This window comes from Ruegeria sp. CF1 (assembly GCF_056537445.1).
In genome coordinates this window covers 194,235-218,655 of sequence record NZ_JBQFRN010000005.1, presented here as the reverse complement: position 1 = coordinate 218,655, position 24,421 = coordinate 194,235, and the positions used below count along the sequence as shown (strand labels likewise).

Sequence of the window (24,421 nt, the reverse complement as noted above, 5' to 3'; positions counted from 1 at the left end):
GTTTGCCTCCTATCCCATACGTTCCGAGGCGTAGGAGCCCGGCGATGGCGGGAAAACCACCGTCTTGTTTCCATTCAAGAAGACCCTTCCATTCACATGGGCATGGATGGCCCGCGCAAAGACCTGCGCTTCGACATCGCGCCCAAGCGACACGTAATCCTCTGGTGATTGAGCATGCGTGACACGGATCGTGTCCTGTTCGATGATCGGACCTTCGTCGAGATCGGCTGTGACGTAATGCGACGTCGCTCCAATTAGCTTCACACCCTTCTCAAAAGCCTGCTTATAGGGGTTAGCCCCCTTGAACGACGGCAGGAACGAGTGGTGGATATTGATGATCCGGCCGGACATCTTGCGGCACATCGCATCGGACAGGATCTGCATGTAGCGGGCCAGCACGATCAGTTCCGCGCCAGTGTCCTCGACAACCTGCATGATCCGCGCCTCGGCCTCGGCCTTGTTCTCTTTTGTGACCTTGATGCAGTGGAAAGGAATATCGTGGTTCACCACGACTTTCTGATAATCCATGTGGTTCGAGATCACCGCCACGATGTCGATCGGCAGCGCCCCGATCCGCCAGCGATAAAGCAGATCGTTCAGACAATGCCCGAAACGCGACACCATGATGACGACCTTGCGCTTTGCCGCTTCGTCAAAGAACTCTGCGTCCATGTCAAAGCTCTCGCAGACGGGTGCGAACGCCTCGGTAAGGTCATCGAGGCCCCTGCCCTCTTCTGACTGGAAGCTGATGCGCATGAAGAAAGATCCCGTTTCGGCATCGTCGAATTGCGCGCTGTCGGTGATGTTGCATCCCTGCTCCGCCAGAAAAGTCGAGATCGCCGAGACGATCCCGCGGCGGGATTTGCAGTGAACGCGAAGGGCGAGGCCTGTCTTCATGTCGTTTCGAGCTTTCATTGTCTTCAGTTTGAGGCTGCCAGATCAGAGATCGGCCAGGCTGACGGGTGCGCCGGTTTTGGCCGACCGTGTCGCGGCTTCAGCCATGGCAAGCGCGGCGACTCCGTCATCCAGTGTCACAGGCATGGCGTTCTTTTCGGTAACCGCGGCAACGAACGCCGCCCATTCAGCGGCATAGGCAGGCATGTAGCGTTCGAGAAAAAAGTAGGTCGGTTTGGCTCCGATAACGCCCGCGCTGGTCGATTTGACCACGGTGTTTTCCAGCGTATTCTGTGCCTGCAATAAGCCCTCGGACCCAAGGAGCTCGACCCGCTGGTCATACCCATAAACCGCACGGCGGGAGTTCTTGATGACCGCGATGCGGCCATCCGCGTAGGTGAGTGTGACCACGGCGGTATCCACATCACCGGCCTCACCTATCGCGGGATCTACGATGGAAGATGCAGTGGCCATGACGGCCAGCGGCGCTGTGCCCATGATGAAATTCGCCATGTCGAAATCATGGATCATCATGTCCCGGAACAGACCACCAGAGACCTTGATATAGGCCACAGGAGGGGGGGCCGGGTCGAAGGAGGTAATTGACAATATCTCGGCCTTACCGATCTCGCCCGCATCCAGTGCCACCTTAAGCGCTCCGAAGTTCGGATCGAAGCGGCGGTTGAAACCGATCATTACAGGTTGGTCATGGCCCGCGATGTTGGACTGGCAGGCTCGGGCGCGGTCCAGCGACAGATCTACAGGTTTTTCGCAGAGCACAGCCTTGCCCGCAGCCGTTGCGACTTCAATCAGGTCGGAGTGGGTGTCAGTCGACGTGGCGATCAACACGGCGTCAATTTTCGGATCGGCAATGATCTCTTCGGTTGCGCGCGCGTCACAACCATATTGCGTTGCCAGTTTCTCGGCGTTGGCCGCAACGTAGTCTGAAACAGCAACCAGCGTGCTGTCCGGGTGGCCCGAGATGGCGGTGGCGTGAACACCTGCAATCCGCCCTGCACCGAGTAGTCCTACTTTCAACATGTGGCTCGTCTTTCTTGCCCGTCAGAGTGAGATGGACCGACCCTCGGCGGCGCTCTTGCGCGCGGCATCGAGAATGGCCAAGGTGCGTGCGCCGGTTTCGGCTGTCACAGGAGGTGGGGTGCCATCACGCACAGCGGCAGCGAAGGCGATGTAATAGTCGTGATAGCGACCCTGCTCGGACGGCACGCGTACGGCACCTTCAGAGGTGCGCAGCATTCCCCAGTTTGCCTCGGGCTCGTAGCCCCACGATGCCGGATCATCAGCGGGCCGCTTGCCGGCAAAGATGTCCTGCGCCTGAATGTCGATGGACTTAGACACATAGCTGCCCTTGTCACCGATCACGCGCAATTCACGGTCGTCAATGAAGTTCAGTTTGCAGGCCGACACATGGCTGTGAGCGCCACTTTCGTGCCGCAGGGTAAGGGTAAAGCTCACATCGGTCGGGCCTTCGGGAAAATCCACGATGTCCAACTGCGCGTCGATGGCAATGACAGGCCCCAGAAGGTAGACCATCTGATCGACGACATGGCTGCCGAGATCGCGCAAAAGGCCGCCCGTCGGCCCCCGCTCTACGGTGAGGGGGCTGTCCTGATCCATCCGGCTTTCGATCCGCCAGACTTGGCCTATCCGGCCATCGTCGATCACCTTCTTCAACGTCTGAAGATCGGCATCGAAACGACGGTTCTGGTAGACGCCCAGTTTAACGCCCTTGGCCCTGGCCGCCGCATCGAGCTCCATTGCGCCCTCGTAGTTGGGCGCAAAAGGCTTGTCGGCAATGACGTGCAACCCGGCCTCGATGGCCTCGAGCACCAGTTCCCTTCGGGTCTGCGGCGGTGTTGTGATCGTCACCGCGTCACAAACGCCCGCCTCGATCATGGCGCTCAAGCTTGGGAAGATCGGCGTGTCGGGCCAATCGGCACGCACCTTGGCAATCGTTGCTTCCGCCCGCGCGACGATCCCGGCCAAAGCACAGCCGTCCGCCGCCGCGATGAACGGCGTATGGAAATGCTGTCCTCCGGTACCGTAGCCGACAACCCCGATTCTCAGCATCAGTTCTGCACCTTCGCCATGAACGCGTCGAACTCATCGTCCTCAATTGGAACTGTGTGTTCCGCAGCTGGGTAACCGCCTGCCTCCACATCGGCCTTGTACTCTTTGAACGCTGCGACGCGTTCGTTTTGCAGCCGCTCATATTCTGGTGCGAAATTCCGGTACCTCTTGCCGTGACGTGGCTTGTAGTTCTTGCCATAGCCGCAGACGTCCTCTGTAAAGAGATACTGCGCGTCGGCATATTTGCCCGCGCCCATGCCAAGCATGATGAGTGACGAGTTTTCAGTCAGGAATTTCGCTACGCGATCCGGCACGACCTCCAGTTCCGCCCCGAAGACACCGACCTTTTCCAGCATCTGCGTATGCCGCCAGAGCGCGGCGGCTTCATCCGCCGTCTTGCCGACGGCACGCCAACCAGTCCAGGTGATATAGGACGGGATCAGACCGATATGGCCGACGACGGGCAGGTGATTGTCACACAGAAGCTTCTGAATGTCATAGCTGGCCGAGCAATAGTAGGCATCGCCACCGATCCCGGCATAGTGGAAGGCCGCCCGCAAATAGTCTTCACCGGTGGCAATGGGGCGGCCCTCAAACCGACCCCAGCCGCCGTATGGCAGGCCCACCTGCACAAAGCAATCACCGGCAGCTTCGCGCATCTCGGCGTCGAAGAACTTTCCTTGAATCGACAGCATGTGAATGCCTGCGGCATTGGCAGCGGCAGCTTCCTCTGGCGTTGTGACGAAAAGCATGGAGATCTTATCGCCGCGCTTCTTCATGGCGCGGATGTCTTCGACGTGGGGGCGATTGTGATACATGGCTGTCTTCCTTGTCGTGCTAGATCGTTCAGGCCGCCCGAAGCAGCCGTTTGATGTTTTGTGACGGATCGGCCAGCAGGCCGGGATCAAGCGGTGCGCCCCGCTCGATGAGTTTCTCGAAAATCCGAATGTCCTTGGCGATGCTATTGCCCGGTCCAATGCCCGCCGCGGCCAGCAATTGCCCCTCTGCGTTGCATTGGAATACGATGCACTGACCTTCTTCGGACGGCCTCTCTTTCACGGTAAGCGCAGGATCGAACAGCCCTGCAACCTGCATGGTGAGATCGAACTGATCCGACCAGAACCACGGCACGCTTGTATAGCTGCCCCCGTTGCTCAACATCGCGCTCGCAGCAAAGGCACCTTGGTCTTGTGCTGCTTTCCAGCTTTCCAACCGCACCTGCGCGCCCTGCCAGACAAAGTTGCAGCAATCGCCTGCAGCAAAGATATGCGGGTCAGAGGTTCTGAAATTTTCGTCAACCCGGATGCCGTTTTCGACGTCTAGCCCGGCGGCCTCGGCCAGTTCGGTGTTCGGCACAGAGCCTACCCCCGCAACAACCTGATCAAAAGTTAGGCTCTCCCCGTCCGACAGGGAAACCGTCGTGCCAGTCGCTGCCGCCACATTAACACCTGTGCGGATCGTCACACCTTCGGCCTGATGCCGAGCGGCGGCCATGCCGGCGATTTCGGCAGGTACGGCACGGGCCAGCAAACGCTCGCCTGCCTCGAAAACGGTCACTTCCGCGCCCAGGCCGCGGGCCACCGCGGCCAATTCCAGCCCGATGAACCCGCCACCTATGATCCCCAGTGTCGAACCTGGCTTGACGCTCTGGAAAATCACATCGGCGTCCGCATCAGTTCGCAGCGTCAGGCAGCTTTCCATCGTCGGGAACAGCCGGGCTCGGGACCCGGTTGCAATCAGGAGCGCGTCATAGGACAGGCTCTCGCCCGACTTCAGGGAGACATTTTGTGCTGCAGGATCGATCCGATCCACGCGGGCGCTTCTATGAAGGTCAATCTCCGCACCGCCATAGGCCGCGCAAGGCCGGATCGGCTTCAATGCCCCATTCACACCTTTGGAGAGAGGCGGGCGTTCATAGGGCAGAGACGGTTCATCGCCTATCAGCGTTACGCTGCCCGCAAATCCCTGTTCACGCAGCGCAAAGGCGGCGCGGACGCCACATTCTCCTGCCCCAATGATGACGATCTTGTCCATACCCTACACCTTGAACGCCGCCCGGAACGCGGCCAGCGCGTCTTCGGGATTATTTTTTGCATAAGCTTCCATGCCGACCGGACCGTCGTAGCCCATTTCCGCCAAAGCGCACGCGATCATCGACCAGTTCATCTCACCTGTGCCGGGTTCAAACCGGCCCGGGTTGTCGGCGACCTGTATCTCTCCGATCCACGGAAGGCAGGCCTTGGCGTGGCGGATCACATCGCCCTCGCCGATCTGGGTGTGGTAAAGATCCAGATTAATGCGCAACTGCGGTCGGTCGACAGCGGCCACGAGGCTCAGCACATCCGCTGTCGAATTGAAAGGACAGCCGGGATGTTCGCGCAGGTTGAGGTTTTCCAGAGTGAAGATCACGCCCTCTTCCTCAGCCATGTCGCAGATGCGATGCAGGGTATCACGGGCGCGCAGCCACATACCCGGCGCCACATGAGACATTTTTGGGACAGGAATCCCCTGATCCCCCAACGCCGTGCCGTGAAGGTTCAACAGGCGCACACCCAGCCGCTTGCCGACTTGCGCTGTCTCGCGCGCGGAGGCGAGCAACATGTCGGCCCCATCCGCATCGGCCAGGCGCCCTTCAAGGTAACCGTTCATGATGGTAAATGTCGCGCCGGTCTTTTCCAATGCGCCCAGATCCCAGCTCGGCCAATTCCAGAGCCCCACACCGAAGCCCATTTCGTTCAGCCTTGCTGCGCGCCAGTGAATGGGTTTGTCCTGCCAGAGCATTTCCGCGCAGGCGGCGAGTTGGAACGGCATGAATCAGATCTCCACGAAAACCCGACCACCTTCGACCTTGGTGGGATAGGTGTGCAGGTTTTCGCAGGCCGGAGGGGTTTCGACCTCGCCTGTGGCGCAGTCGAAAATCGACGAATGCTTGGGGCATTCGATCGTGGCCTCGACAACGAGGCCGTCGCTGAGGTGAATTTCCTCGTGCGTGCACAGCCCGTCGGTGCAGTAGTAATTGTCCTCGTGGTCCCGCACGATGATGAAGGTGCGGGATCCATGATCAAAGCGGATCACATCTTCTTCATCGATTTCGTCTGCGGCGCAGGCATCTACCCATTCAGCCATCGGTTTGTCTCCTTCTAGTCTCAAGCGGCTTGGGCACGCGGCCCGTCGTGATAAGAGTTTGCGGTTTCGGGCAATGTGCGCCGAATGTGAAAATCGGGATCGGTCCGCTGAAGCCAGAGCACCGGAAGCATTTCGGAATAGCCGTCGAAGAACGAAGTGTTGGGTGCCGGGAAGTCGAACTTGCAAGCTTGGTGCAGGTCTGGAAGCCGGAAATACGGAACCAACGGGAACATGTGGTGTTCCACGTGATAATTCATGTTCCAGTAGAGGAACCGACTCACCGGGTTCATATAGACGGTCCGGCAATTCAGCCGGTGATCCAGAACGTTGTCCGCCAACCCGCCATGCTGAAGCCAGCCACAGATCACCATGTGCCAAGCGCCGAAGAGCCGCGGCAACCCGACTAGAAGTACTGGAATCCAGCTTTGGAAAATCAGCGCTGTGGCGATGGCGGCTGCGTAGATCACAAGCCAGATGCGCGCGGTCAAAATGGTCTTCGAATAGAACACCGGTTCCACGTAATCGGCCTCGTCCGCAAGGATCTTCCCTGACGCATGGGCGAGCATCCGTTTGATCCCGTCAATCATGTCAATGATGCCGAACAGGTTCGCGACCATCTTCAGCGCGACAACCGGGCGCATGATCGCGATCTCGGGATCGCGGCCCACGATGATCGTGTCCGAGTGGTGCCGCGCGTGGCTGAACTTCCAGCAAAAAGGATCGCGGATCATGCAAAAGCTGGCGATCTGATAAACGAGCTTGTTCATCCAGCGCGTCTTGAAGGCGGTGCCGTGCCCGCATTCATGCCAGCGGCTATCCATCGCCGACCCGTAGAGAACTCCATAAACCAACCAGAACGGCACCGACCACCAGGACGGCATAAGGGCGATGGCAATGCTCGCAGATAAGATCATGGAGCCGAAGAGGATGATTGTATCTCTGATCGCTGGCTGATCAGCGCGCTTCATCAGTGCCTTTATCGTCCTGCGGTCAAGCGGCGTCCGGTACCAATCCTCCGTGACCAGGCCATCGGTCACAGCGCGCTTGGCGTCATCTCCCAAAAGGCTGTAGTCACGAGGCACGGGTCAGATCTCCTGCGGTTTGAAATCAGCAGGAGCCGAAGGCATGACATTCTGCAAAAGAGCGACGGATTTCTCCAGACCTTCGAGCGAGTTGAGCAGAACATCCTCGTGCTCGATGGAAAGCCAGCCGTCATAGCCGGCCATTTTCAGTCGGTAGCAGAACTGCCGCCACCACTCTTCTCCATGTCCAAAACCCAGCGTGATATAGGACCAACTGCGTGCCGGTATGTCCATGAGTGAGCCGTTTTCTAGCAAGCTCGTCGTGGCCTGAACCGGCGCGTTCAGGAAAGTGTCCTTGGCGTGGACGTGGTAGACCGCTTCGCCCAAGGCTTCGGCGGCGATGAGCGGATCAGCCCCCATCCAGAAAAGGTGCGAGGGGTCGAGATTTGCTCCGATCACAGGCCCTACCACCTCTCGCAGTCGTCTCAGGGACGGAACGTTGTAGACGCATTGGTTACCGTGAAGTTCGAGCGCGATTTTCTCGACACCATTTTCCTTGGCGAGCGCTGTTATCTCGGTCCAGAACGGGATCAACTTCTCGTCCCACTGGTAGCGTAGGATCTCCTGTGTCTCCGGCGGCCAGGACGACACGACCCAGTTTGGCATGGTGTCTTTGGCCGACCCTGCCGGCAGGCCCGACATGGTGCAGACGGTTTTCACACCCATTTCTCCGGCAAGGCGGATGGTCTTTTTCAAGTCCTCACGCTGCCTAGAGTCCGTTGGATGCAACGGGTTGCCGTTGGCATTGAAGCTGATGATCTCAAGGCCGCGCCGGTCAAACTCGGCTTTGAAGGCCTTCTGTGCGTCAGACTTGCCAAGCAAATCGTCCATCTTGCAATGCGGCGCGGTGGACCAGCCGCAGGTGTTCACCTCGACACCAGAGACACCCATACGCTCGGCGTGATCCATCATGTCGGTGAACGTCATCGCCCCGAGGCTGTCGGTTACAAAGCCTAGTTTCACTTGTAGAACTCCGGTTTCGCGATCATCTCAACCGCCTGTTTGGTGCCTGTTTCCAGTGCCTTCACCCCCATCTCGGCAACGGCAGCAGCGCAATACCCGTCCCAGCAATCCGACCCGATTTCGGGAAAGACCCCGGTTTCAACAAAGCTCAGAAAATCGCGGTTCTGGCGCACATAGGCCTCGCGATAGCGTGTACGCCAATCGGCGTCATAGCGGGTGGCGTTGCTGAGTTTCATGTCTGTGCGCGTGTAGGCGACATTATTCATCGCCACGCTCCCCACCTCGCCAACAAGCTCGGCCCGCACGTCATAGCCATAGGCCGCATTGTTGTTGATCTCGATGGTGACAAGCTGGCCATCGGTCGTCTCGAGCACCATCACCACGGGGGCGACACGGTCGTCAGAACGCCTGGGCTGGTGAGCGGTGATGCTGGCGTATTCGGTGCCGAGCACATGGCGGACCACGTCGAACTCGTGGGGCGCCGAGTTGGTGATCGCCATGGCACCGGTGAAATCGGCGGCAGGCGTTTCCACGTTGCGGTGGAAATTGTGCATCATCAACGCGCGGCCAAGCGTGCCGTCTTGCAGCGCCGCGCGCATCTCGACGTAGGATTGATCGTAGCGCCGCATGAAACCCAGCATGACGTGGCGTGCGCCGGTCGCCTCTTCGGCCTGCATGACGTCAAGGCATTCGGCCAGGTTCTGCGATAGCGGCTTTTCACACAAAACTCGCTTGCCTGCGGCGATGCACGCTTTCGACAACGGTGCATGGGTAAAATCGGGAGAGGCGACAATCACGGCGTCCACGTCATTACGCGAGACGACCGCTTCGGGATCAGTGGCGATATCTACGGCCCCGTTCGCATCGGCGACAACGCGCGCGCGGTCCGCATCCATGTCGCACACCAGCTGAAGCGTCGCGCGGGGCATGTCCTGGGCCACGATCCCGGCATGATCGGCCCCCATTAGCCCCGCGCCGATTACAGCAATTCTCGTTGTCACGTCAGTCTCCACAGATCTCGGGTCAGTTACGATTCCGCCCGTCAGTTTGGTTGTTCTGCAACCGGACGCGTGAACGTCCGTTGGATATTCAATGTGCAGGCGCGGGGGGATGTCCGTCGTGGGTCTCCATGTAGCCTTCGATGTTCGCCTCGAGATCGGCCATGGACTCACCTCCGGCCATCAGGTCGGCGATTTCCTCGCGGGTTTTGTCGCCTTTGCGGAAGTCCGCCGCGATGGCACCGCGGATCAGAACCGCGAAGTGATCGCCCACGGCCATCGCGTGCATGACCTGGTGCGTGATGAAAATCACCGCCAGTCCGCGCCGCTTGGCCTCGTTCACGATCCGCAGCACGTGAGCGGCTTGCTTCACACCAAGGGCCGCCGTTGGCTCATCAAGAATCAGAACGCGCGCCCCGAAGTACACCGCGCGGGCAATGGCCAAAGACTGGCGTTCGCCGCCCGAGAGGCCCCCAACAAGACGGTCACCATCGGTAATCCGTGTAATGCCCATCTTCTGCACTTCTTCAACCGCGATCCGGTTGGCTTTGGCACGGTCGAATACCTTGAAGGGACCAAAACCCTTGGTGGGCTCAACCCCAGCAAAGAAGTTCCGGCCTATGGACATCAGCGGATAGGTACCGCCGAACTGGTGCACCGTCGCGATGCCCATTCCTTGAGCCTCGCGCGGATTAGCAAAACTGACCGGTTTGCCGTCCATGCGCAATTCACCGCGGGTCGGCTGATGCACACCAGACAACGTCTTAATCAGCGTGGACTTGCCCGCGCCATTGTCGCCGAGAAGGCAAAGGACTTCGCCCTCATTCACCTTGAGGCTGATTTCGTGTAGAACGTCGATGGGCCCAAAGCTCTTGTCGACGTTTCTCATTTCCAGAACGGGTGTTTTGTCAGACATTCTTTGGTTCCTTATTTTTTCTTAGAGGTCGACGCACTGGTCGCCAGGTTGCGGAAGGTGTCGTTCATCAGAACAGCGATCAGCAGCATGACACCGATGATCAAGCTTGAAAGATTGCGATCAAAAGTTGTGAAGTTGATACCCTGCTGGACAATGGCTAACGTAGCTGTGCCAAAAGCAATGCCCAGCACGTTGCCGAACCCACCGGTCAGCAACACGCCACCAACAACGACGGCGATAATCGTGTTGAATATCATCGTGAACTGCGTCGTTGTACTTGCCGAGTTCGACAAAATTGTCTCAGACATGCCCACAAGTGCGGCTGACATTGCCGTCAGCATGAAGAGCCCTATTTTCAAACGGTTGATTGGAATGCCCGCATTGCGTGCGCTCTCCTGGTCTCCGCCCAGTGCGAAAACCCAGTTCCCCCAGGGACTGACATGCAAGAAATAGTAGCACGCTGCGATCATCCCGAACCATATAAAGACCGAGCTCTGCAGGCCCTGCCAGATCGCTGTCTCGCCGATACGGAAGGTGTGATAAGTGCCGAACACGAACTCGGAAAGAGTGTCTGTCGTTGTGTCGGGCAGTCCGAGCTGTGTGGTGTCTGTAAGCAGAATCGATCCAAATAAAGTCAGCCCCGCGACAGCGAAGAGCGTCGCAAGGGTCACGATCAGAGACGGTACATTGGTGCGGGTGACCAGAATTCCGTTGATCCAGCCTATTGTCCCGGCCACACCAAGTGTGATCAAGATGCCGAGCCAAATATTCAGACCGTAAAAGCCGACAGCAATCGCAAGTACAATTTTTGAGGCAGGCACCATGGCACCCACAGAGATGTCCAGTTCTCCCGAGATCATCAAGAATCCCACCGGGATCGCAATTATACCAACCGTCGACGCAAAGTTGAGCCAGCTGGCGGCGCCGAGCGGGCTGAGAAAGTTCCGGTCCCAACCAAAATAGCTGAAGAACACGAAGATGATGAGCAGGCCTGCGAAAGCCCCGACTTCGGGACGGCGAAAGACACTGAGAAGGTCGGATAGTTTCCGCTCTGACGGCTCCGCCTGGTTTTGCGTTACTTCTGTCATTTTGTTCGCCTTTGCGTTTCTTCGGCCCAAAACTCGGTGCATGGTCTCGGCCAACCCCAGGTGGGCCGAGACCTTGTTTCAATCAGCGCGCGCCGAGTGCCACGCCCGCCAGCGCGGTTTCGACATTCGATGCATCCACGATCGCAGGGCCTGTCAGAACCGGGTCGGTCGAGATTTCAGTACCGAACTTCAGGTGGGCAAAGAGCATCGATGTGGCCAGGAAGCCCTGCAGATAGGGTTGCTGGTCGATCGCCATGGTTTGGGTGCCAGCCTGGATGCGTTCAAGAACGGCAGGATTCATATCGAACGTTCCGATCATCTGACTGCCGCCGATCTGGGCCACCGCGTTTGCCGAGGCGTCTGACGCCCAAGCAGCCAGGTTCATTACGGCATCGATAGATTGGTCACCGATCAGCTCAGCTTTGATTGCCTCAGCGGTACCCGTAACATCACCATCAAGGTTTGCCGGAACACGTAGCGTTGTCACTTTGGCACCGGCCTCAGCCGCGCCGTCGGTTACGCCTTCGCAGCGGGTCTCAAGGTTTACCGCACCTGGCACCTGGATGTGACAAAGAATATGCGTAGCGCCATTTTCTGCCATGTACTTGCCGCCACCAAAACCGGCCGCGTATTCGTCGGACCCGAAGTAGTTGACTGCAGCGAGGTCATCCTTGACGCCCTGACCAGCATTATACTGCATGATCACGATGCCCTGCTCGCGGGCGGCCTGTAAGGCGGGAACCTGTGCTTCTGGTACCCAGACCGGGATCGCAATTCCGTCGACACCCTGAGCGACCGCCTGATTGATAAGCGTCACGAGGTCGGGACCGAAGTTGTCGTAATTCGGCACACGGAGATAGTTCACGGTGCCGCCATTAGCTTCGACCATCAGCGTGGCATCGTCCACGCCCTTCTTGATCAAGTTAAAAAAGCCATCCTCGATCGAGCCCGCAATCACGGCGATATCCTGCGCGAACGCGCCGGTCGCCATCACAGACGCGGTCACGGCTGTTGCAATGGTCTTGGTGAAGTTCATGTCGGTTTCCTCCCTTTTATGGCCCGCCCCGCTGGCGGTTCGACAAGTCATTGGGCACCTTGCCCGGTTGCTGCCCCTTGGGGCGCATTCTGTTTGGATTTCCCGCCTTTGCCGGTCACAGCACTTAAAGCGAGTTTGCGGAAGCTTTCGTTCATCGCGACGGCCACCAGCAGCATCACCCCGATGATCAGGTTCGACCAATTCCGGTCGATCGTTGTGAAATCGATGCCCTTATTGACGATGGCAAAAGTCAGCGTGCCGACGAATATTCCGGGGACGGAACCGAAGCCCCCTGTCAAAAGCACACCACCGACAACGACACTGACAATGATGTTGAAAATGTCGTTCATGCCCCCCGACACTTGAGCCGAATTAAACAGCATTGCGTGGCACATTCCGACGAATGACGCCGATGTTGCCGTGCCGATGAAGAGCAGGATGGTCATCCGGTCCACCGGTATACCTGCATTGCGCGCGCTCTCTCGGTCGCCGCCAATGGCGTAGACCCAGTTTCCGAAGCGGCTTTGGTGCAGGATGAACCAGAAGATAACTGCAAAGATCACCCACCAGATAATGATGACCTGGTGCGAACCGCCAAACATAAGCTGTCCAAAAATCGTTTTGGCCCAGTCGGGAGCGGTCAGAGGCACCGACGCACTACCCGTAAGCAGCTTTGAACCGGCAAGCACCACACCTTGCATGCCCACCAGCGTCGCCAACGTGATGATCAAAGTTGGAACATTTGTGCGTACTGCTAGTACGCCGTTGATGGTTCCGATGATCACACCGACCGAAAGCGCACCGAGAATGCCGAAGATGATCGGCAACTCGTAATGGCCCGAAATGATCGCCGTCGTCATGGCCCCCGCAGGGATCATGGCACCGATAGAGATGTCTATCTCGCCCGAGATCATCAAAAGGCCGACCGGCAAAGCGACAATACCGATGCGGGCAGCATAGTTGACCCAACTTGCCGCCCCCATCAATTTACCAAATTCAACGCCACCAATGGTGACATAGAACGCAAGCACCGCGATCAGACTCAAGACGGATGCGGCGGCAGGGCGGCGAAGAAGATTCGAAGCGTAGCTCATGTCTCTGCCCTCACGGTTTCTTTGCCGCGGCGCTCAATGCGAGCGCCCGGAAAGTGTCGTTGGACAAGACCGCAGCCAACAGCAGCGCTCCAACGATAATTGAACCAACGTTGGGATCGAGCGACGCAAAGAAGACGCCCTGATTGACGACCGCAAAAGTCATCGTGCCGAGAAGAATGCCGATGATAGACCCAGCCCCACCCGTCAACAGAACTCCTCCGATCACAACGCACATGATCGAATTGAAGATGAATGCCTGACCGCCTGCGACCTGCGCCTGCTGATAAGTCATGACCTGTGCCACGCCTACGAAAGCGGCGCAAAAACCTGAAGCCATGAAGAGGCCGATTGTGACACGGCTCGTAGGGATGCCGGCATTGCGGGCACTTTCGCGGTCGCCTCCAACGGCGAATATCCAATTCCCGATGGGTGAGATGTGCAGCAAGTAAAAGAACACTGCAGCGAATCCCAGCCACCAGAAGATCGTCACGCTAAACATGAAATTGATGAACTGGCCGAGCAACGCTTTGGCCAACGGCGCGGGCACATAAGATACACTCGTCGACCCTTTGATCAGGACGGCAAAGCCGAGCGTCAGACCCATCACCGCGAACATGACCCCAATAGTCACGATCAGCGACGGAATGGTTGTACGCGTGACCAGGATGCCGTTAATGAAACCGATCAGCAGCCCGACGCCGAGGCCACCGCAGATGGCAACCATCGCGGGCAGGTCGTAGTGGCCGGCCAGCATCGCGGTCATCATGGATGATGCCGGAACGACTGAACCGACGGAGATGTCGAACTCGCCCGCAATCATCAACAGCCCGACAGGTAAGGCGATGATCCCAACCTCGGCGGCGATGTTGAGCCAGCTTGACCAGCCGGCGGCACCCATAAAAACCGAACCGCCAAGGGATGCGAAAAAGACGAACACGACCACGAAACCGATCAACGATCCTGTCTCCGGGCGCCGGGCAAGGGCGCCAAGCGAAAAACGCGCTGCTCTGGTTTGTGTCTGAGAAGTCATCTGTTTGGATCCGCGATTGAAATTCAGGGAAACATGAATGGCCGCCCGGCCTTGACTGGGCGACCACTCGGGGAGGATCAGCGTGCGCCGGCTTCAACGCCCGCGATCACCAGATCGACGTTGCTGGCATCGACGATACCCGGTCCGGTAAGGATTTCACGGGTCGGAATCGTTGTGCCGTACTGAACGTGATTGATCAGGATCGACGTCGCAAAGAAGCCTTGCTGGTAACCTTGCTGGTCAATCGCGCAGGCCTGGGTGCCCTCTTTGATGTTGGCAAGGATCGAGTCGTTGAAGTTCATACCACAAATCTGGACCTGACCCGCTTTGCCAGCCTGCTGAATACCGCTGATTGCAGCGTTGGTGTCCTGATCGCCGATGGCGAACAGAGCGTTGATGTCGGGGTTCTGCAGCAGGTGTGCACGCACGGCCTGTGCCACTGCGGTGCTGTCGCCAAACGCAGTTGCGGGCAATTGCAGGACAGAACCAGAACCGCCGGCAGAGGCCATGCCATCATTGAAACCGTTGCAGAAGGCTTCGATATTGGCCGCGCCCGGCAACGTGTTCACACAGGCGCCATTCGTCTGGCCCGCTTCGGCCAGATAGATGCCAGCTGCTTCGCCCGATTTGTAGTCGACCGCGCCAACGTAGTTCATCGCGCCCAAACGATCTGCCGCCTCGATGCCACCGGCGTTGTAAATGACCAGCGGAATGCCGGCGTCAACAACAGCCTGAAAGGCGGGGTCCATCGCTTCCGGCACCCAATTCGGGCCAACCACGGCATCGGCGCCCTGGTCAATCGCCTGACGGATCAATTCTGCAGCATCCGGGCCGAGGTTGTCGTAGTTTTGCGGACCAAGCCAGGTGACGGAACCACCGTGCATCTCGGCGACCTTGCCCGCGTGCTCGGCACCGAGCTTGACGCGCGACCAGAACGGATCGTCAGGCTTGCCGCCTACGACGAAGATGTTCGGCCCACTCTCTTGTGCTACCGCGAAGGTCGCGCTCATGGCAACAGCGGCTGTAACTGCAAGGACTTTGGTCAGTTTCATTTGGGTCTCCTCCCCTTCGGTGCCGAAAATACGGCGGTTATCATCTGCCCGGGTCTGCCATCTGGGTTTGCCTCCTCCGCAAACTCAGGCACGCATTCACTCGGTCGTCGTTGTCTTTGCCTGCTTGGCTTTCATCCGTTCCTTTTTCTTGCGGAACCGTTCTTTCATCCGCTCGTCGGATTCCTTGGAGCCATCGTGCCAAGTGCCGAACCACTTATCGAGCGGGACCAAGCCCTCTCCGCCGTAGTTCACTTCGAAGTACTTGTGATGGAGGTAATGGGCGTAGGCATGGCTATCGAGCGCGGCTTCGCCACCCATTTCCAGTTTTTCAAAGCCAATGTGTCCGTTCACTGCGCCATATGCCGTGCTGTTGAGTTGAAACAACGCAACGATGGGGTTGGACGGGATCAGCAGATGCCACAGAATTTCCGAAAAGAAGAAGGTAGATTCAACCGGGTGCATGGACATCGAAGACCACGGGCTTGGGTTGATCGAGTTGTGATGAACCGAGTGGATCCATTTGTAGAGCACGCCTTGATGGATCACCCAGTGACCGCAGAAGAAGTGAACCTCGTGGATCGCAGGAGCCAGCAGGGTCAGCACCACAAGCCACACCCAGCTGTCTTGCCAGTTCAACCAGCCGAATGCGTGTATACCGTTGGTGAAGCACCACAGGAAGAACACCTGTATCACTGTCCAGATTGGGATTGAGATGAAGAAGCTGCGCAAAAAGTTGTCGAGGTTCTGAGACTTGAACCAGAACACGTCAGACGGATTCTCTGCTGGGAACTTTGCGTTGTATTTAAAGCGTGTACCTTGCTTGCGTTTGACGTAATAAAACAGCTCGATTGAGCCATACATCACAAAAATTCCTCCAGCGTTGATCGCGTAGAGGAGCAGAGTCCAGCTCAGAGAGAAACTCTTGAATGCCTCGAGGTTCGGTTGGATCAGCAAGAACCAATAAGCCAGCGTGACGACCATGTGAAAAGTGTTCCAGGGCCAGAAGTACTCCACAACGAAGTGTTTCATCTGGCTCCATTTGCCTTCCCAGAAGGGCGCAATCTGCAACGCGTTATTTGGACTCCAGTTCCCGCGCTTGTCACGTGTTCCGAACTGTAGATCGTCCATGTCGCCCTCCCCCCTTGGTCGCAGTACCGCTTCAAAAGAAGCATTTTTGGTGCGCTTTTTCTTGACAGGTTGAGGTGTATCCAGTCAAGTTTACCCAAAATGTATCTGCTTTTTCGTCTCATTTAGTATCACATGAGGCAAAAAATGAGATGAAATGAAATGGAGATTGCAGTGAAACGCCCGACCATCCCGGATCTTGCCAGTGCCGCCGGTGTTTCCGTCTCAACGGTGAATCGTGTGTTGAACCAACCAGAATCGGTGCGGCAACCAACACGTGAACGCGTGATGGGTGCAGCGGAAGAAATCGGTTTTTACGGGCTTGGAACAATCAAACATGCCGTCCAGACCGGACGGCAGAAACACAAGCTGGGTATCCTGTTGCAACAGAAGGGGCGGCGATTCTACCGGAACCTGGGCAAAGCGATGCTTGTCGAAGCCGATCGTTGGACTGATGAGACCGTCGAACTGTCCCTCGACTATCTTGATGATCTCTCTCCCGAACGCGTCGCTGAGCACCTTGTCGCTTTGGGCGAGACATGCGAGGCGATTGCACTTGTTGCCGCGCAGCACCCCCTTGTCGCCGACGCCATCGACGCCGTTATGGCAAAAGGTGTCCCCGTCGCCAGCCTCATCGCACCCCTTTCCGCCCAAGGCAATGTCAGCTTTGTCGGTCTGGACAACTGGAAGGTTGGGCGTACTGCCGCATGGGCCTTCGACAAGATCGTCCGCGATCCCGGCAAGATTGGCATTCTTCTGGGTAACTTTCGGTATCGAAACCAGGAAATGAACGAGAGCGGTTTCCGCTCGTATTTCCGCGAACACAACGCTCAGTTTACTCCGCTGGAGCCATTGGCCACATACGAATCCGCCGCGGCGGCCCGCGAACTGGTCGAAACGCTGCTTAAAGAGCACCCTGACCTTTGCGGCCTATTGATCTCAGGCGGGGGCATCACCGGGGCTCTGGCTGCCCTGCGAGAAACGCCGAAACGCAAAGATTTCGTCGCGGTCGGCTATGAACTGTTCGACGAAACACGCACGGCCCTGATCGACGGCACGCTTTCCATGGTCATTTCGCACCCGATGGAAACCTTCGCCCGTGAAACGATCAGCACGCTCGTCAAGGCCAAGAAAGCCGGGGCCGACGCAGGTGCACAGCGCGTGGCGCTTGGCTTTGAGATATACACCTCCGAGAACGTGTGAGGTGCAGACCATGGACGATCAGGACTGTGGAACACGAGACAAACGGGGAAACTGGAGGCCGGATGCTCCCCTTCAAGTCGGCCCGCTTCTCGACACGCCGTGGAGTTTTACGCGGGTTCTAAGGTGGATACCGGGATACTTCTTACCCTGGAATGCTGTGTTCTTTGCGCTGGCCTCGGTCTTCTGGGTTTGGCTCACCCCGAGCCGCGAAACACTACAGACCTTCGAGCCGGGTTGGATTGGTTTTCTCTTTCTGCGAAATGCCGCATTGATCTTGATGGTCTACGGCGCACTTGAACTACGCCTTTACTTCAGGCGCAGACAGGGCAATCACTTCAAATACAATGCGAGATTTCCGGCCGACCACCCAACAGATGTGTTCTGGTTTCGCTCTCAAAACATCGACAACGCGCTTCGGACCTTTCTGAGCGGCCTGCCCATTTGGACTGCATATGAGGTGATCCTGCTTTGGGCCTGGGCAAACAATATCGGCCCATGGTTGACCTGGGGCGCAGAGCCAATCTGGCTGGCAGCGTTTACCCTCCTCCTTCCCCTTTTGCACGAGGCACATTTTTACGCCATCCATCGTCTGATCCACACGCCGTTCCTCTACAAATGGGTCCACTCGGTTCACCACAACTCAGTCAACCCAAGCCCGTGGTCTTCGCTTTCAATGCACCCCGTCGAGCACCTGCTGTATTGGTCCGGAACACTCATCCATCTGATTTTTCCATCCCACCCGCTCTTGATCCTTTACCATCTCCAGATCAGCGGCACGGGGGCGGTGATCGGGCATATCGGGTTTGACAAGATCGAGCTTGGTGACGACGCGGCGATGAATACCCACGCCTACGCGCATTACCTGCACCACAAGTATTTCGAAGTGAATTATGCCGACGGCGCCCTGCCGTTCGATAAGTGGATGGGGACGTGGCATGATGGCACACCTGAAGGCGACAGACGCATGAAAGAGCGTCTCAGGAAGATGATCCAAGCCGCAAAGAACCAATCGTAGGAGTAAGAAAACTCCATACTAGCGAACCGCGTCAAAGCGCACCAGCAATGGATCTGTCGTAAGTTCTGGCGTTCATCGAAGCTATCGCTTTGCAGGCATCAAGGTGTTCCACCATATAGCCGATCATCTCTAAATTGCTGTCCGCCGAGACCGTCGAAAAGGCGATCAGGTCTTTCAGGATACGCTTGGCCTCGTCCAGCATAAGTTAGCCTTTCACAAAAAGCTTGCGATCGATGCTGCACATTGGCTCGGCCGCGCCGTTTTCGCGGATCAAAATGGTCTCGGTTGTCTCAAGCCCCCAGCTGTCCATCCAGAGCGCAGGCATAAAGTGGAAGACCATTCCGGGTTCAAGAATCGTTTCATCCTCGGTCCGGATCGAGGCGGTACGTTCCCCCCAATCCGGCGGATAGCTGAGACCGATGGGATAGCCTATGCGGCCCGACCGTTCGATCCCGTGTTTGGCAAGTACATCCATGAAGGCATTGGCGATGTCACACGTGCGATTGCCCGCACGCGCCGCGTTCAACCCGGCGTCGATGCCATCCAATTGGGCTTGTTCCGCGCGCAACATCTCGTCCGAGGGCTGGCCAAGGAATATAGTCCGGCAGAGTGGCGCGTGATAGCGGCGATAACAGCCCGACAGTTCGAAAAAGGTCGCTTCGCCTTCGCGCATCGGTTCGCCGTTCCATGTCAGGTGAGCGGCGGTGGCATCCAGGCCCGACGGGGTCAGAGGGACGATAGCCGGGTAATCCCCCCAATCGTCGCCGACCCCGGTGATGCCTGCATGCATGATATCGGCTACAAGATCGTTCTTGCGCACGCCCGGTGCTGCGCGGTCAATCGCGGTCTGGATCACCTTGTCGGAAATACTTGCCGCCTTGCGAATAAAGGCGATTTCGTCTTTTGATTTGACCAGCCGTTGCCAGTTGGTCAAGGCCGTCGCGTCCACAAGCGTGGCCTCAGGCATTTCTTCGGTCAGAACCGCATGGGCCTTGGCAGAGTAATAGTAATTCTCCATCTCGACGCCGATACGGACCTTGCTGAGCCCGCGTGCCTTGAGATGCGCGGCGAGGTCCTGCATCGGATGCATCACCGTCGACTGAACGAACTGATCGCCATAGCCAAGGATGTTTTTGTGATCCATCCAACAGGTTCGGCGCCCGCCCATCATGTCCATGTAGCGTCCCCACCAAATCGGCTCGCCCTCCATGGTCAGGATCACGCCCTGATGAACATAGAAGGACCAGCCGTCGTAGCCAGTCAGCCAGGCTTGGTTCGACGGGTCGGTGACAAAGATCACGTCCAGTCCAGCCTTCGCCATTGCAGAGCGGGTAAGGGCGATTCGGCGGTCGTATTCTGCTTGGGTGAAGGGTGCGTTGCTGTGTGTCATTGATGTCTCCTTAGCCCAATACCGCGTGAACAGTCCGCGCGGTGGCGGCCACGATCTGATCTGCTTCCTCTTTTGTCAGGCAGAACGGCGGGGCAAATCCCAAGATATCGCCTTGCGGCATGGCACGGGCGATGATGTTGTCTTGTTCCAGCAGTTGGGCCGCGACCTGCAGACCAATTTTGTCATGGGCATCAAAGAAGCTGCGACTGTCCTTGTCGGCCACGAACTCGACCGCGCAGAGCATCCCCTCGCCGCGCACTTCGCCGACATGGGCGTGCTGTCCCAGCGCGTCCTGCAGGGCCGCTTTCAGATAGGCTCCGACCGAACCTGCATTCGTGACCAGATCCAGATCGTCAATAAGCATTAGGTTCGCGACCCCTGCAGCTGCGCCGATGGGGTGAGCCGAGTAAGTCCAGCCGTGACCAATGGGACCATTTTCATCCGTCCCCTGTTCCAGAACCTTCCACATTTTGTCCGAGACAATGGTCCCCGACAGCGGCGCATAAGCTGACGTCAGGCCCTTGGCAATGGTGATCAGGTCCGGGCGAAGGCCATAATGCTCCGACCCGAACATCGTCCCCAAGCGACCAAATCCGGTGACAACTTCGTCTGCAACCAGCAGAATGTCATGTTTCTCAAGCACCACCTGGATCGCGTCCCAATAGCCAGTAGGGGGTGGCACGATCCCCCCTGTGCCCAGCACCGGTTCGCCGATAAATGCGGCGATGGTGTCGGCCCCTTCGCGTTCGATCAGCGTTTCAAGTTCAGCCACGCAATGGGCCACGAATGCGGACTCGCTTTGGGTCGGGTCAGGGCGGCGGAAATAATCGGGGGCCTCGGTGTGGATCACTTGCGTCAGGGGCAGATCAAACTGGTTGTGAAACAGCTCAAGCCCAGTCAGCGATCCCGTCATCAGCCCGGACCCGTGATATCCCCGCCAGCGCGAGATGATCTTCTTTTTCTTTGGCCGGCCAAGGATGTTGTTGTAGTACCAGATCAGCTTGATGTTGGTCTCATTTGCATCCGATCCGGACAGACCGAAATAGACCTTCGACATATGGCCCGGCGCCCGGTCGAGGATCATCTTGGACAGGGTGATCGACGCCTCGGTCCCGTGCCCGACATAGGAATGATAATAGGCCAGCTCACGCGCCTGATTTGCGATGGCTTCGGCGATCTCGGGGCGGCCATAGCCCACATTCACACAGTAAAGACCGGCAAAAGCATCCAGCAGGCGGTTTCCGTCACGGTCTTCGATATGGCAACCCGTACCGCCAGTGATGACACGATGGGGGACGTTTCCTCGCGCAAACTCGGCCAGATGCGTTGATGGGTGGAAGAAGTTTTCGCGATCCCAGTGTTCAAGTTGATCGTTGTGAAGCATCGAGTGCCCTTCAGGTTCGGGCGGCGCGCCGCCGGTTGTCATGAAAAGAGCTGAGTGCACGCATTAAACTGAATGAGTTCGCCTAAGCAGACGGGCTCAGCTCACCCCGACAGCAGCGCGCTATGCCTTTATTGTCTGGGCGCCCCAATAGATGCATATTGGTACTGGTTTCAGCAATGAAAATTACAGCGTGGTGACGATAAAGCGTAAAAGGTTGCCTTCATCCGTGTCGGATCGGGTTTGATGCCGGTGAACAGCTCGAACGCGCACACCGCCTGGAACACGGCCATGCCCGCGCCGGACATGGTCCGGCAGCCACGCGCACGAGCGCCGGTTAACAGGTCGGTATCCAGCGGGAAATAGACGACATCTGCCACCCAGTGATCGGTGCACAGGGCATTCAGGTCAAAAGGCGTGCCCGGGTGGGATACCATGCCCATGGGGCTGGCGTTCACGGCACCTTGCGCTACCGCAAGCGCCTGTTCCGCTGTGTTGGCAACCCGCGCCCGGCCATCGCCAATATTCGCAGCCAGAGCATGGGCCGCATCTATATTCACGTCGTATATCCAAAGCGTCTCGACATTGTTTTTCAGCAGGGCGTGGGCAACCGCCCCTCCCGCGCCACCAGCGCCAAGCAACAACACGTCCTTGTGGTCTGTGTCTGACAGAGTCTCCTGGAAAGCTAGGGAAAACCCCCAGAAATCCGTGTTGTGTCCCATGCGGCGGCCATTTTCAAAAACAACAGTGTTCACAGCGCCAACGGCCTGCGCCGTGTCCGACAGGACATCCAGAAAAGGCAGCGCGGCTTGTTTGAACGGATGGGTGACGTTCACACCCCGAAAACCCTCCGCCTCGGCCCGGTCAAGCAACGTGTCGATGGTGTCCGATGATTCCGAGGTGTCAACAAGTGAATAGCGGAAGTCCAGCCCGTGCGCCGCTCCTTCTTCGATGTGCATGCGTGGTGTTCGGGACGAATAGATGCCATGGCCGATCAGGCCAACTTGCACAGGCGCTGCTACAATGTGACCGCTCGCCAAAGTGCGGTTGACTGTCATAGCCACTCCTCCACATACATCTATGTACCGTTTGGTACAAATTCTCTGTACGATCTCTTTTGTGCGCGCACCTGTCAACAGCTTTGTACTGGACAGTTAAAACTATGTGCTCGTAAAATAACCCAAGAGAGCATTAAGGGCGAGGATGATAGGTTTGCCAAAAGATGGTGAAAAACAATCATCTAAAGGCAAACGTGACCCTGATGGAGTACGCCGCAACATCCTACGCGTCGCCACGAAGGAGTTTGCCCAAAAAGGCTTGTTCGGTTCCCGAATTGAAGAAATTACGGCCCGCACCAAGACCTCGAAACGAATGATCTATTACTATTTTGGCGACAAGGAAGGTTTGTACAAAGCCTGCCTTGAAAAGGCCTATGCGGATGTGCGCGAAGGTGAAAGCGCGTTGAGCCTAGATGGGCTGTCGCCCAAAGAAGCACTCGCCCGCCTAGTTGCCTTTTCTTTCGATCATCACCGGCGAAATCCCGATTTTATTCGCTTAGTGATGATCGAAAACATCCACAATGCCGCTTATTTGAAAACGTCGTCCATCATTCGCGAGATGAACGGCCCCGCGATCCGGAACTTGGCGGATATCATCACCCGTGGTCAAGCTATGGGCCTCTTCCGGCAGGATCTTGATGCAACCGAGCTGCACTGGCAAATCTCGGCACTAAGCGCTTTCAACGTATCGAACCGGGCAACTTTTGCAGAGCTCTATGGTGACGCAATCTTTGCGTCCGATGCACAAGATACTCTTCGCAATCATGTAGTGCAGATGATTGCTGGTTTCGTTCAACGCATAGAAGGAGATCCAAAATGAATAGCCATCAGAAACCTGAAAGCCGATGGCATCAAAATACTAAGACACGCTAAGACCCTTTCGAAAGCAAATTTACACCCACTGCCTATCTTTCTTCATTTACAAATTAAAGAATTCATTTTATTGATTGTGAATGGGTGGAGATGTATTTTCTCGACGTGCTTTCTTGCACAACGCCGCGTGTCTCGCGGCACTTGGTGTAAAGTCCAAAACCGCTTGGGCAGAACTACAACTCGGTTCTTCGGCTCGGATTGCGACCATTTCAGACGGGTACCTGTCATTGCCTCCGGAAATGGTCTTCGGCGCCATGCCGAAGGAAGAACTCAGGCAGCTTCTGGACCGCTACAAGGTGGACGCGAACAAGTACGAGCCAGAGTGCAATGTGGCACTTTATCGAGATGATCAAAACACGGTGCTGTTCGATGTGGGAGCTGGACCCGATTTCATGTCAACATCTGGCAAGCTTCTGGAATCTCTTGAAACTATCAACCTGTCGCCCGAAGACATTTCACACGTGATCTTCACCCATGCGCACCCGGATCACATCTGGGGCGTTTTGGATGATTTCGATGACCTTCTTTTCCCCAACGCCACGCATCACTTTGGCCGCGATGAGTGGGATTATTGGTGGAACCCCTCAACGGTGGATACCATTGGAGAAGATCGCGCTGCGTTCGCTGTAGGCGCGAAGCGGCGTATGGCGGCAATTGAGGATCAGGTCGCGTTTTTTGACGACGGACAAGAGATTCTTCCCGGTGTTGCAGCACGCGCAACCTTTGGACACACGCCCGGCCACATGGCGTTTGAAATTCGCAGCGGTGGTGAATCCGTGATGGTTGTCGGCGACGCGTTGGGAAATCCACACGTAGCTTTTGAACGCCCCGACTGGCACAGCGGCACGGATCAGGATCCACAGGCGGCCGCAGCAGCTCGGAACTCACTGCTGGATCAGATTTCCCACGAGCAAATGAAAATGATTGGGTTCCACCTGCCAAATGGTGGGATCGGCCGGGTCGAGAAGACTGGCTCTGCTTATAAGTTCATTGGAGAACCATAATG

The 24,421-nt window shown here is 57.2% G+C and carries 25 protein-coding genes; 4 read left to right on the top strand and 21 right to left on the bottom strand.

What is annotated here, in order from left to right; translation table 11 throughout:
* Nucleotides 1-9: 9 nt before the first annotated feature.
* From purU to ACRZ96_RS11645, 17 genes are all read right to left on the bottom strand, one after another.
* A complete protein-coding gene (purU, locus tag ACRZ96_RS11725; protein WP_480814678.1) occupies nucleotides 10-897 on the bottom strand; it encodes a formyltetrahydrofolate deformylase in 888 nt (295 codons plus the stop codon).
* 42 nt (nucleotides 898-939) lie between these two features.
* Complete coding sequence (gene iolG / locus ACRZ96_RS11720) at nucleotides 940-1,935, bottom strand: inositol 2-dehydrogenase (protein WP_480814633.1); 996 nt, start codon at nucleotides 1,933-1,935, stop codon at nucleotides 940-942.
* 21 nt (nucleotides 1,936-1,956) lie between these two features.
* The gene (locus ACRZ96_RS11715; protein ID WP_480814632.1) at nucleotides 1,957-2,985 is read right to left on the bottom strand and encodes a Gfo/Idh/MocA family protein; all 1,029 of its coding nucleotides are present in this window, start codon (nucleotides 2,983-2,985) and stop codon (nucleotides 1,957-1,959) included.
* The gene (locus tag ACRZ96_RS11710; RefSeq protein WP_480814631.1) at nucleotides 2,985-3,803 is read right to left on the bottom strand and encodes a 3-methyl-2-oxobutanoate hydroxymethyltransferase; all 819 of its coding nucleotides are present in this window, start codon (nucleotides 3,801-3,803) and stop codon (nucleotides 2,985-2,987) included. The genes ACRZ96_RS11715 and ACRZ96_RS11710 overlap by 1 nt, the downstream gene beginning before the upstream one ends.
* 28 nt (nucleotides 3,804-3,831) lie before the next feature.
* Nucleotides 3,832-5,019, bottom strand: coding sequence for an NAD(P)/FAD-dependent oxidoreductase (locus ACRZ96_RS11705; protein WP_480814630.1), 1,188 nt, complete (start codon nucleotides 5,017-5,019; stop codon nucleotides 3,832-3,834).
* Nucleotides 5,020-5,022: 3 nt separating this feature from the next.
* Complete coding sequence (locus ACRZ96_RS11700) at nucleotides 5,023-5,796, bottom strand: TIM barrel protein (RefSeq protein WP_480814629.1); 774 nt, start codon at nucleotides 5,794-5,796, stop codon at nucleotides 5,023-5,025.
* A 3-nt stretch (nucleotides 5,797-5,799) separates the two neighbouring features.
* On the bottom strand, nucleotides 5,800-6,111 hold the full coding sequence (locus ACRZ96_RS11695; protein WP_480814628.1) for a MocE family 2Fe-2S type ferredoxin: 312 nt from the start codon (nucleotides 6,109-6,111) through the stop codon (nucleotides 5,800-5,802).
* 20 nt (nucleotides 6,112-6,131) lie between these two features.
* Nucleotides 6,132-7,193, bottom strand: a complete 1,062-nt coding sequence (locus ACRZ96_RS11690; protein WP_480814627.1) for a fatty acid desaturase — start codon at nucleotides 7,191-7,193, stop codon at nucleotides 6,132-6,134.
* A gap of 3 nt (nucleotides 7,194-7,196) precedes the next feature.
* Complete coding sequence (locus ACRZ96_RS11685; protein ID WP_480814626.1) at nucleotides 7,197-8,156, bottom strand: sugar phosphate isomerase/epimerase family protein; 960 nt, start codon at nucleotides 8,154-8,156, stop codon at nucleotides 7,197-7,199.
* Entirely contained in the window at nucleotides 8,153-9,157 is a 1,005-nt protein-coding gene (locus ACRZ96_RS11680) for a Gfo/Idh/MocA family oxidoreductase (protein ID WP_480814625.1), read from the bottom strand. Before ACRZ96_RS11680 ends, ACRZ96_RS11685 begins: the two co-directional genes overlap by 4 nt.
* An 88-nt stretch (nucleotides 9,158-9,245) precedes the next feature.
* On the bottom strand, nucleotides 9,246-10,070 hold the full coding sequence (locus ACRZ96_RS11675; RefSeq protein ID WP_480814624.1) for an ATP-binding cassette domain-containing protein: 825 nt from the start codon (nucleotides 10,068-10,070) through the stop codon (nucleotides 9,246-9,248).
* Between the two features lie 11 nt (nucleotides 10,071-10,081).
* Nucleotides 10,082-11,158: an ABC transporter permease gene (locus ACRZ96_RS11670; RefSeq protein ID WP_480814623.1), complete on the bottom strand. Its 1,077-nt coding sequence runs from the start codon at nucleotides 11,156-11,158 to the stop codon at nucleotides 10,082-10,084.
* Nucleotides 11,159-11,240: 82 nt separating this feature from the next.
* Nucleotides 11,241-12,194, bottom strand: a complete 954-nt coding sequence (locus ACRZ96_RS11665; protein ID WP_480814622.1) for a substrate-binding domain-containing protein — start codon at nucleotides 12,192-12,194, stop codon at nucleotides 11,241-11,243.
* A 47-nt stretch (nucleotides 12,195-12,241) separates the two neighbouring features.
* Nucleotides 12,242-13,288, bottom strand: coding sequence for an ABC transporter permease (locus tag ACRZ96_RS11660; RefSeq protein ID WP_480814621.1), 1,047 nt, complete (start codon nucleotides 13,286-13,288; stop codon nucleotides 12,242-12,244).
* Nucleotides 13,289-13,298: 10 nt separating this feature from the next.
* Nucleotides 13,299-14,243, bottom strand: a complete 945-nt coding sequence (locus tag ACRZ96_RS11655; protein WP_480814620.1) for an ABC transporter permease — start codon at nucleotides 14,241-14,243, stop codon at nucleotides 13,299-13,301.
* A 152-nt stretch (nucleotides 14,244-14,395) separates the two neighbouring features.
* Nucleotides 14,396-15,370, bottom strand: coding sequence for a substrate-binding domain-containing protein (locus ACRZ96_RS11650; RefSeq protein ID WP_480814619.1), 975 nt, complete (start codon nucleotides 15,368-15,370; stop codon nucleotides 14,396-14,398).
* A 96-nt stretch (nucleotides 15,371-15,466) separates the two neighbouring features.
* Complete coding sequence (locus tag ACRZ96_RS11645; protein ID WP_480814618.1) at nucleotides 15,467-16,498, bottom strand: sterol desaturase family protein; 1,032 nt, start codon at nucleotides 16,496-16,498, stop codon at nucleotides 15,467-15,469.
* 171 nt (nucleotides 16,499-16,669) lie between these two features.
* Here ACRZ96_RS11645 and ACRZ96_RS11640 point away from each other — a divergent pair, with 171 nt between their 5' ends.
* Both ACRZ96_RS11640 and ACRZ96_RS11635 read left to right on the top strand, forming a co-directional pair.
* Complete coding sequence (locus ACRZ96_RS11640; protein ID WP_480814617.1) at nucleotides 16,670-17,698, top strand: substrate-binding domain-containing protein; 1,029 nt, start codon at nucleotides 16,670-16,672, stop codon at nucleotides 17,696-17,698.
* Nucleotides 17,699-17,708: 10 nt separating this feature from the next.
* Complete coding sequence (locus ACRZ96_RS11635) at nucleotides 17,709-18,713, top strand: sterol desaturase family protein (protein ID WP_480814616.1); 1,005 nt, start codon at nucleotides 17,709-17,711, stop codon at nucleotides 18,711-18,713.
* A gap of 31 nt (nucleotides 18,714-18,744) precedes the next feature.
* Here the strand turns inward: ACRZ96_RS11635 and ACRZ96_RS11630 are convergent, their stop codons facing one another.
* From ACRZ96_RS11630 to ACRZ96_RS11615, 4 genes are all read right to left on the bottom strand, one after another.
* Nucleotides 18,745-18,915, bottom strand: coding sequence for a hypothetical protein (locus tag ACRZ96_RS11630; RefSeq protein ID WP_480814615.1), 171 nt, complete (start codon nucleotides 18,913-18,915; stop codon nucleotides 18,745-18,747).
* Nucleotides 18,916-18,918: 3 nt separating this feature from the next.
* Nucleotides 18,919-20,103 (bottom strand): M24 family metallopeptidase, encoded by a 1,185-nt coding sequence (locus ACRZ96_RS11625; protein ID WP_480814614.1) that lies wholly within the window; start codon nucleotides 20,101-20,103, stop codon nucleotides 18,919-18,921.
* A gap of 10 nt (nucleotides 20,104-20,113) precedes the next feature.
* Nucleotides 20,114-21,487 (bottom strand): aminotransferase, encoded by a 1,374-nt coding sequence (locus tag ACRZ96_RS11620; RefSeq protein WP_480814677.1) that lies wholly within the window; start codon nucleotides 21,485-21,487, stop codon nucleotides 20,114-20,116.
* 170 nt (nucleotides 21,488-21,657) lie between these two features.
* Entirely contained in the window at nucleotides 21,658-22,542 is an 885-nt protein-coding gene (locus tag ACRZ96_RS11615; protein WP_480814613.1) for a shikimate dehydrogenase, read from the bottom strand.
* 154 nt (nucleotides 22,543-22,696) lie between these two features.
* Between ACRZ96_RS11615 and ACRZ96_RS11610 the strand changes: the two genes are divergently transcribed.
* Nucleotides 22,697-23,362: a TetR/AcrR family transcriptional regulator gene (locus tag ACRZ96_RS11610; protein ID WP_480814612.1), complete on the top strand. Its 666-nt coding sequence runs from the start codon at nucleotides 22,697-22,699 to the stop codon at nucleotides 23,360-23,362.
* 133 nt (nucleotides 23,363-23,495) lie between these two features.
* Complete coding sequence (locus ACRZ96_RS11605) at nucleotides 23,496-24,419, top strand: MBL fold metallo-hydrolase (RefSeq protein ID WP_480814611.1); 924 nt, start codon at nucleotides 23,496-23,498, stop codon at nucleotides 24,417-24,419.
* Nucleotides 24,420-24,421: the final 2 nt, after the last annotated feature.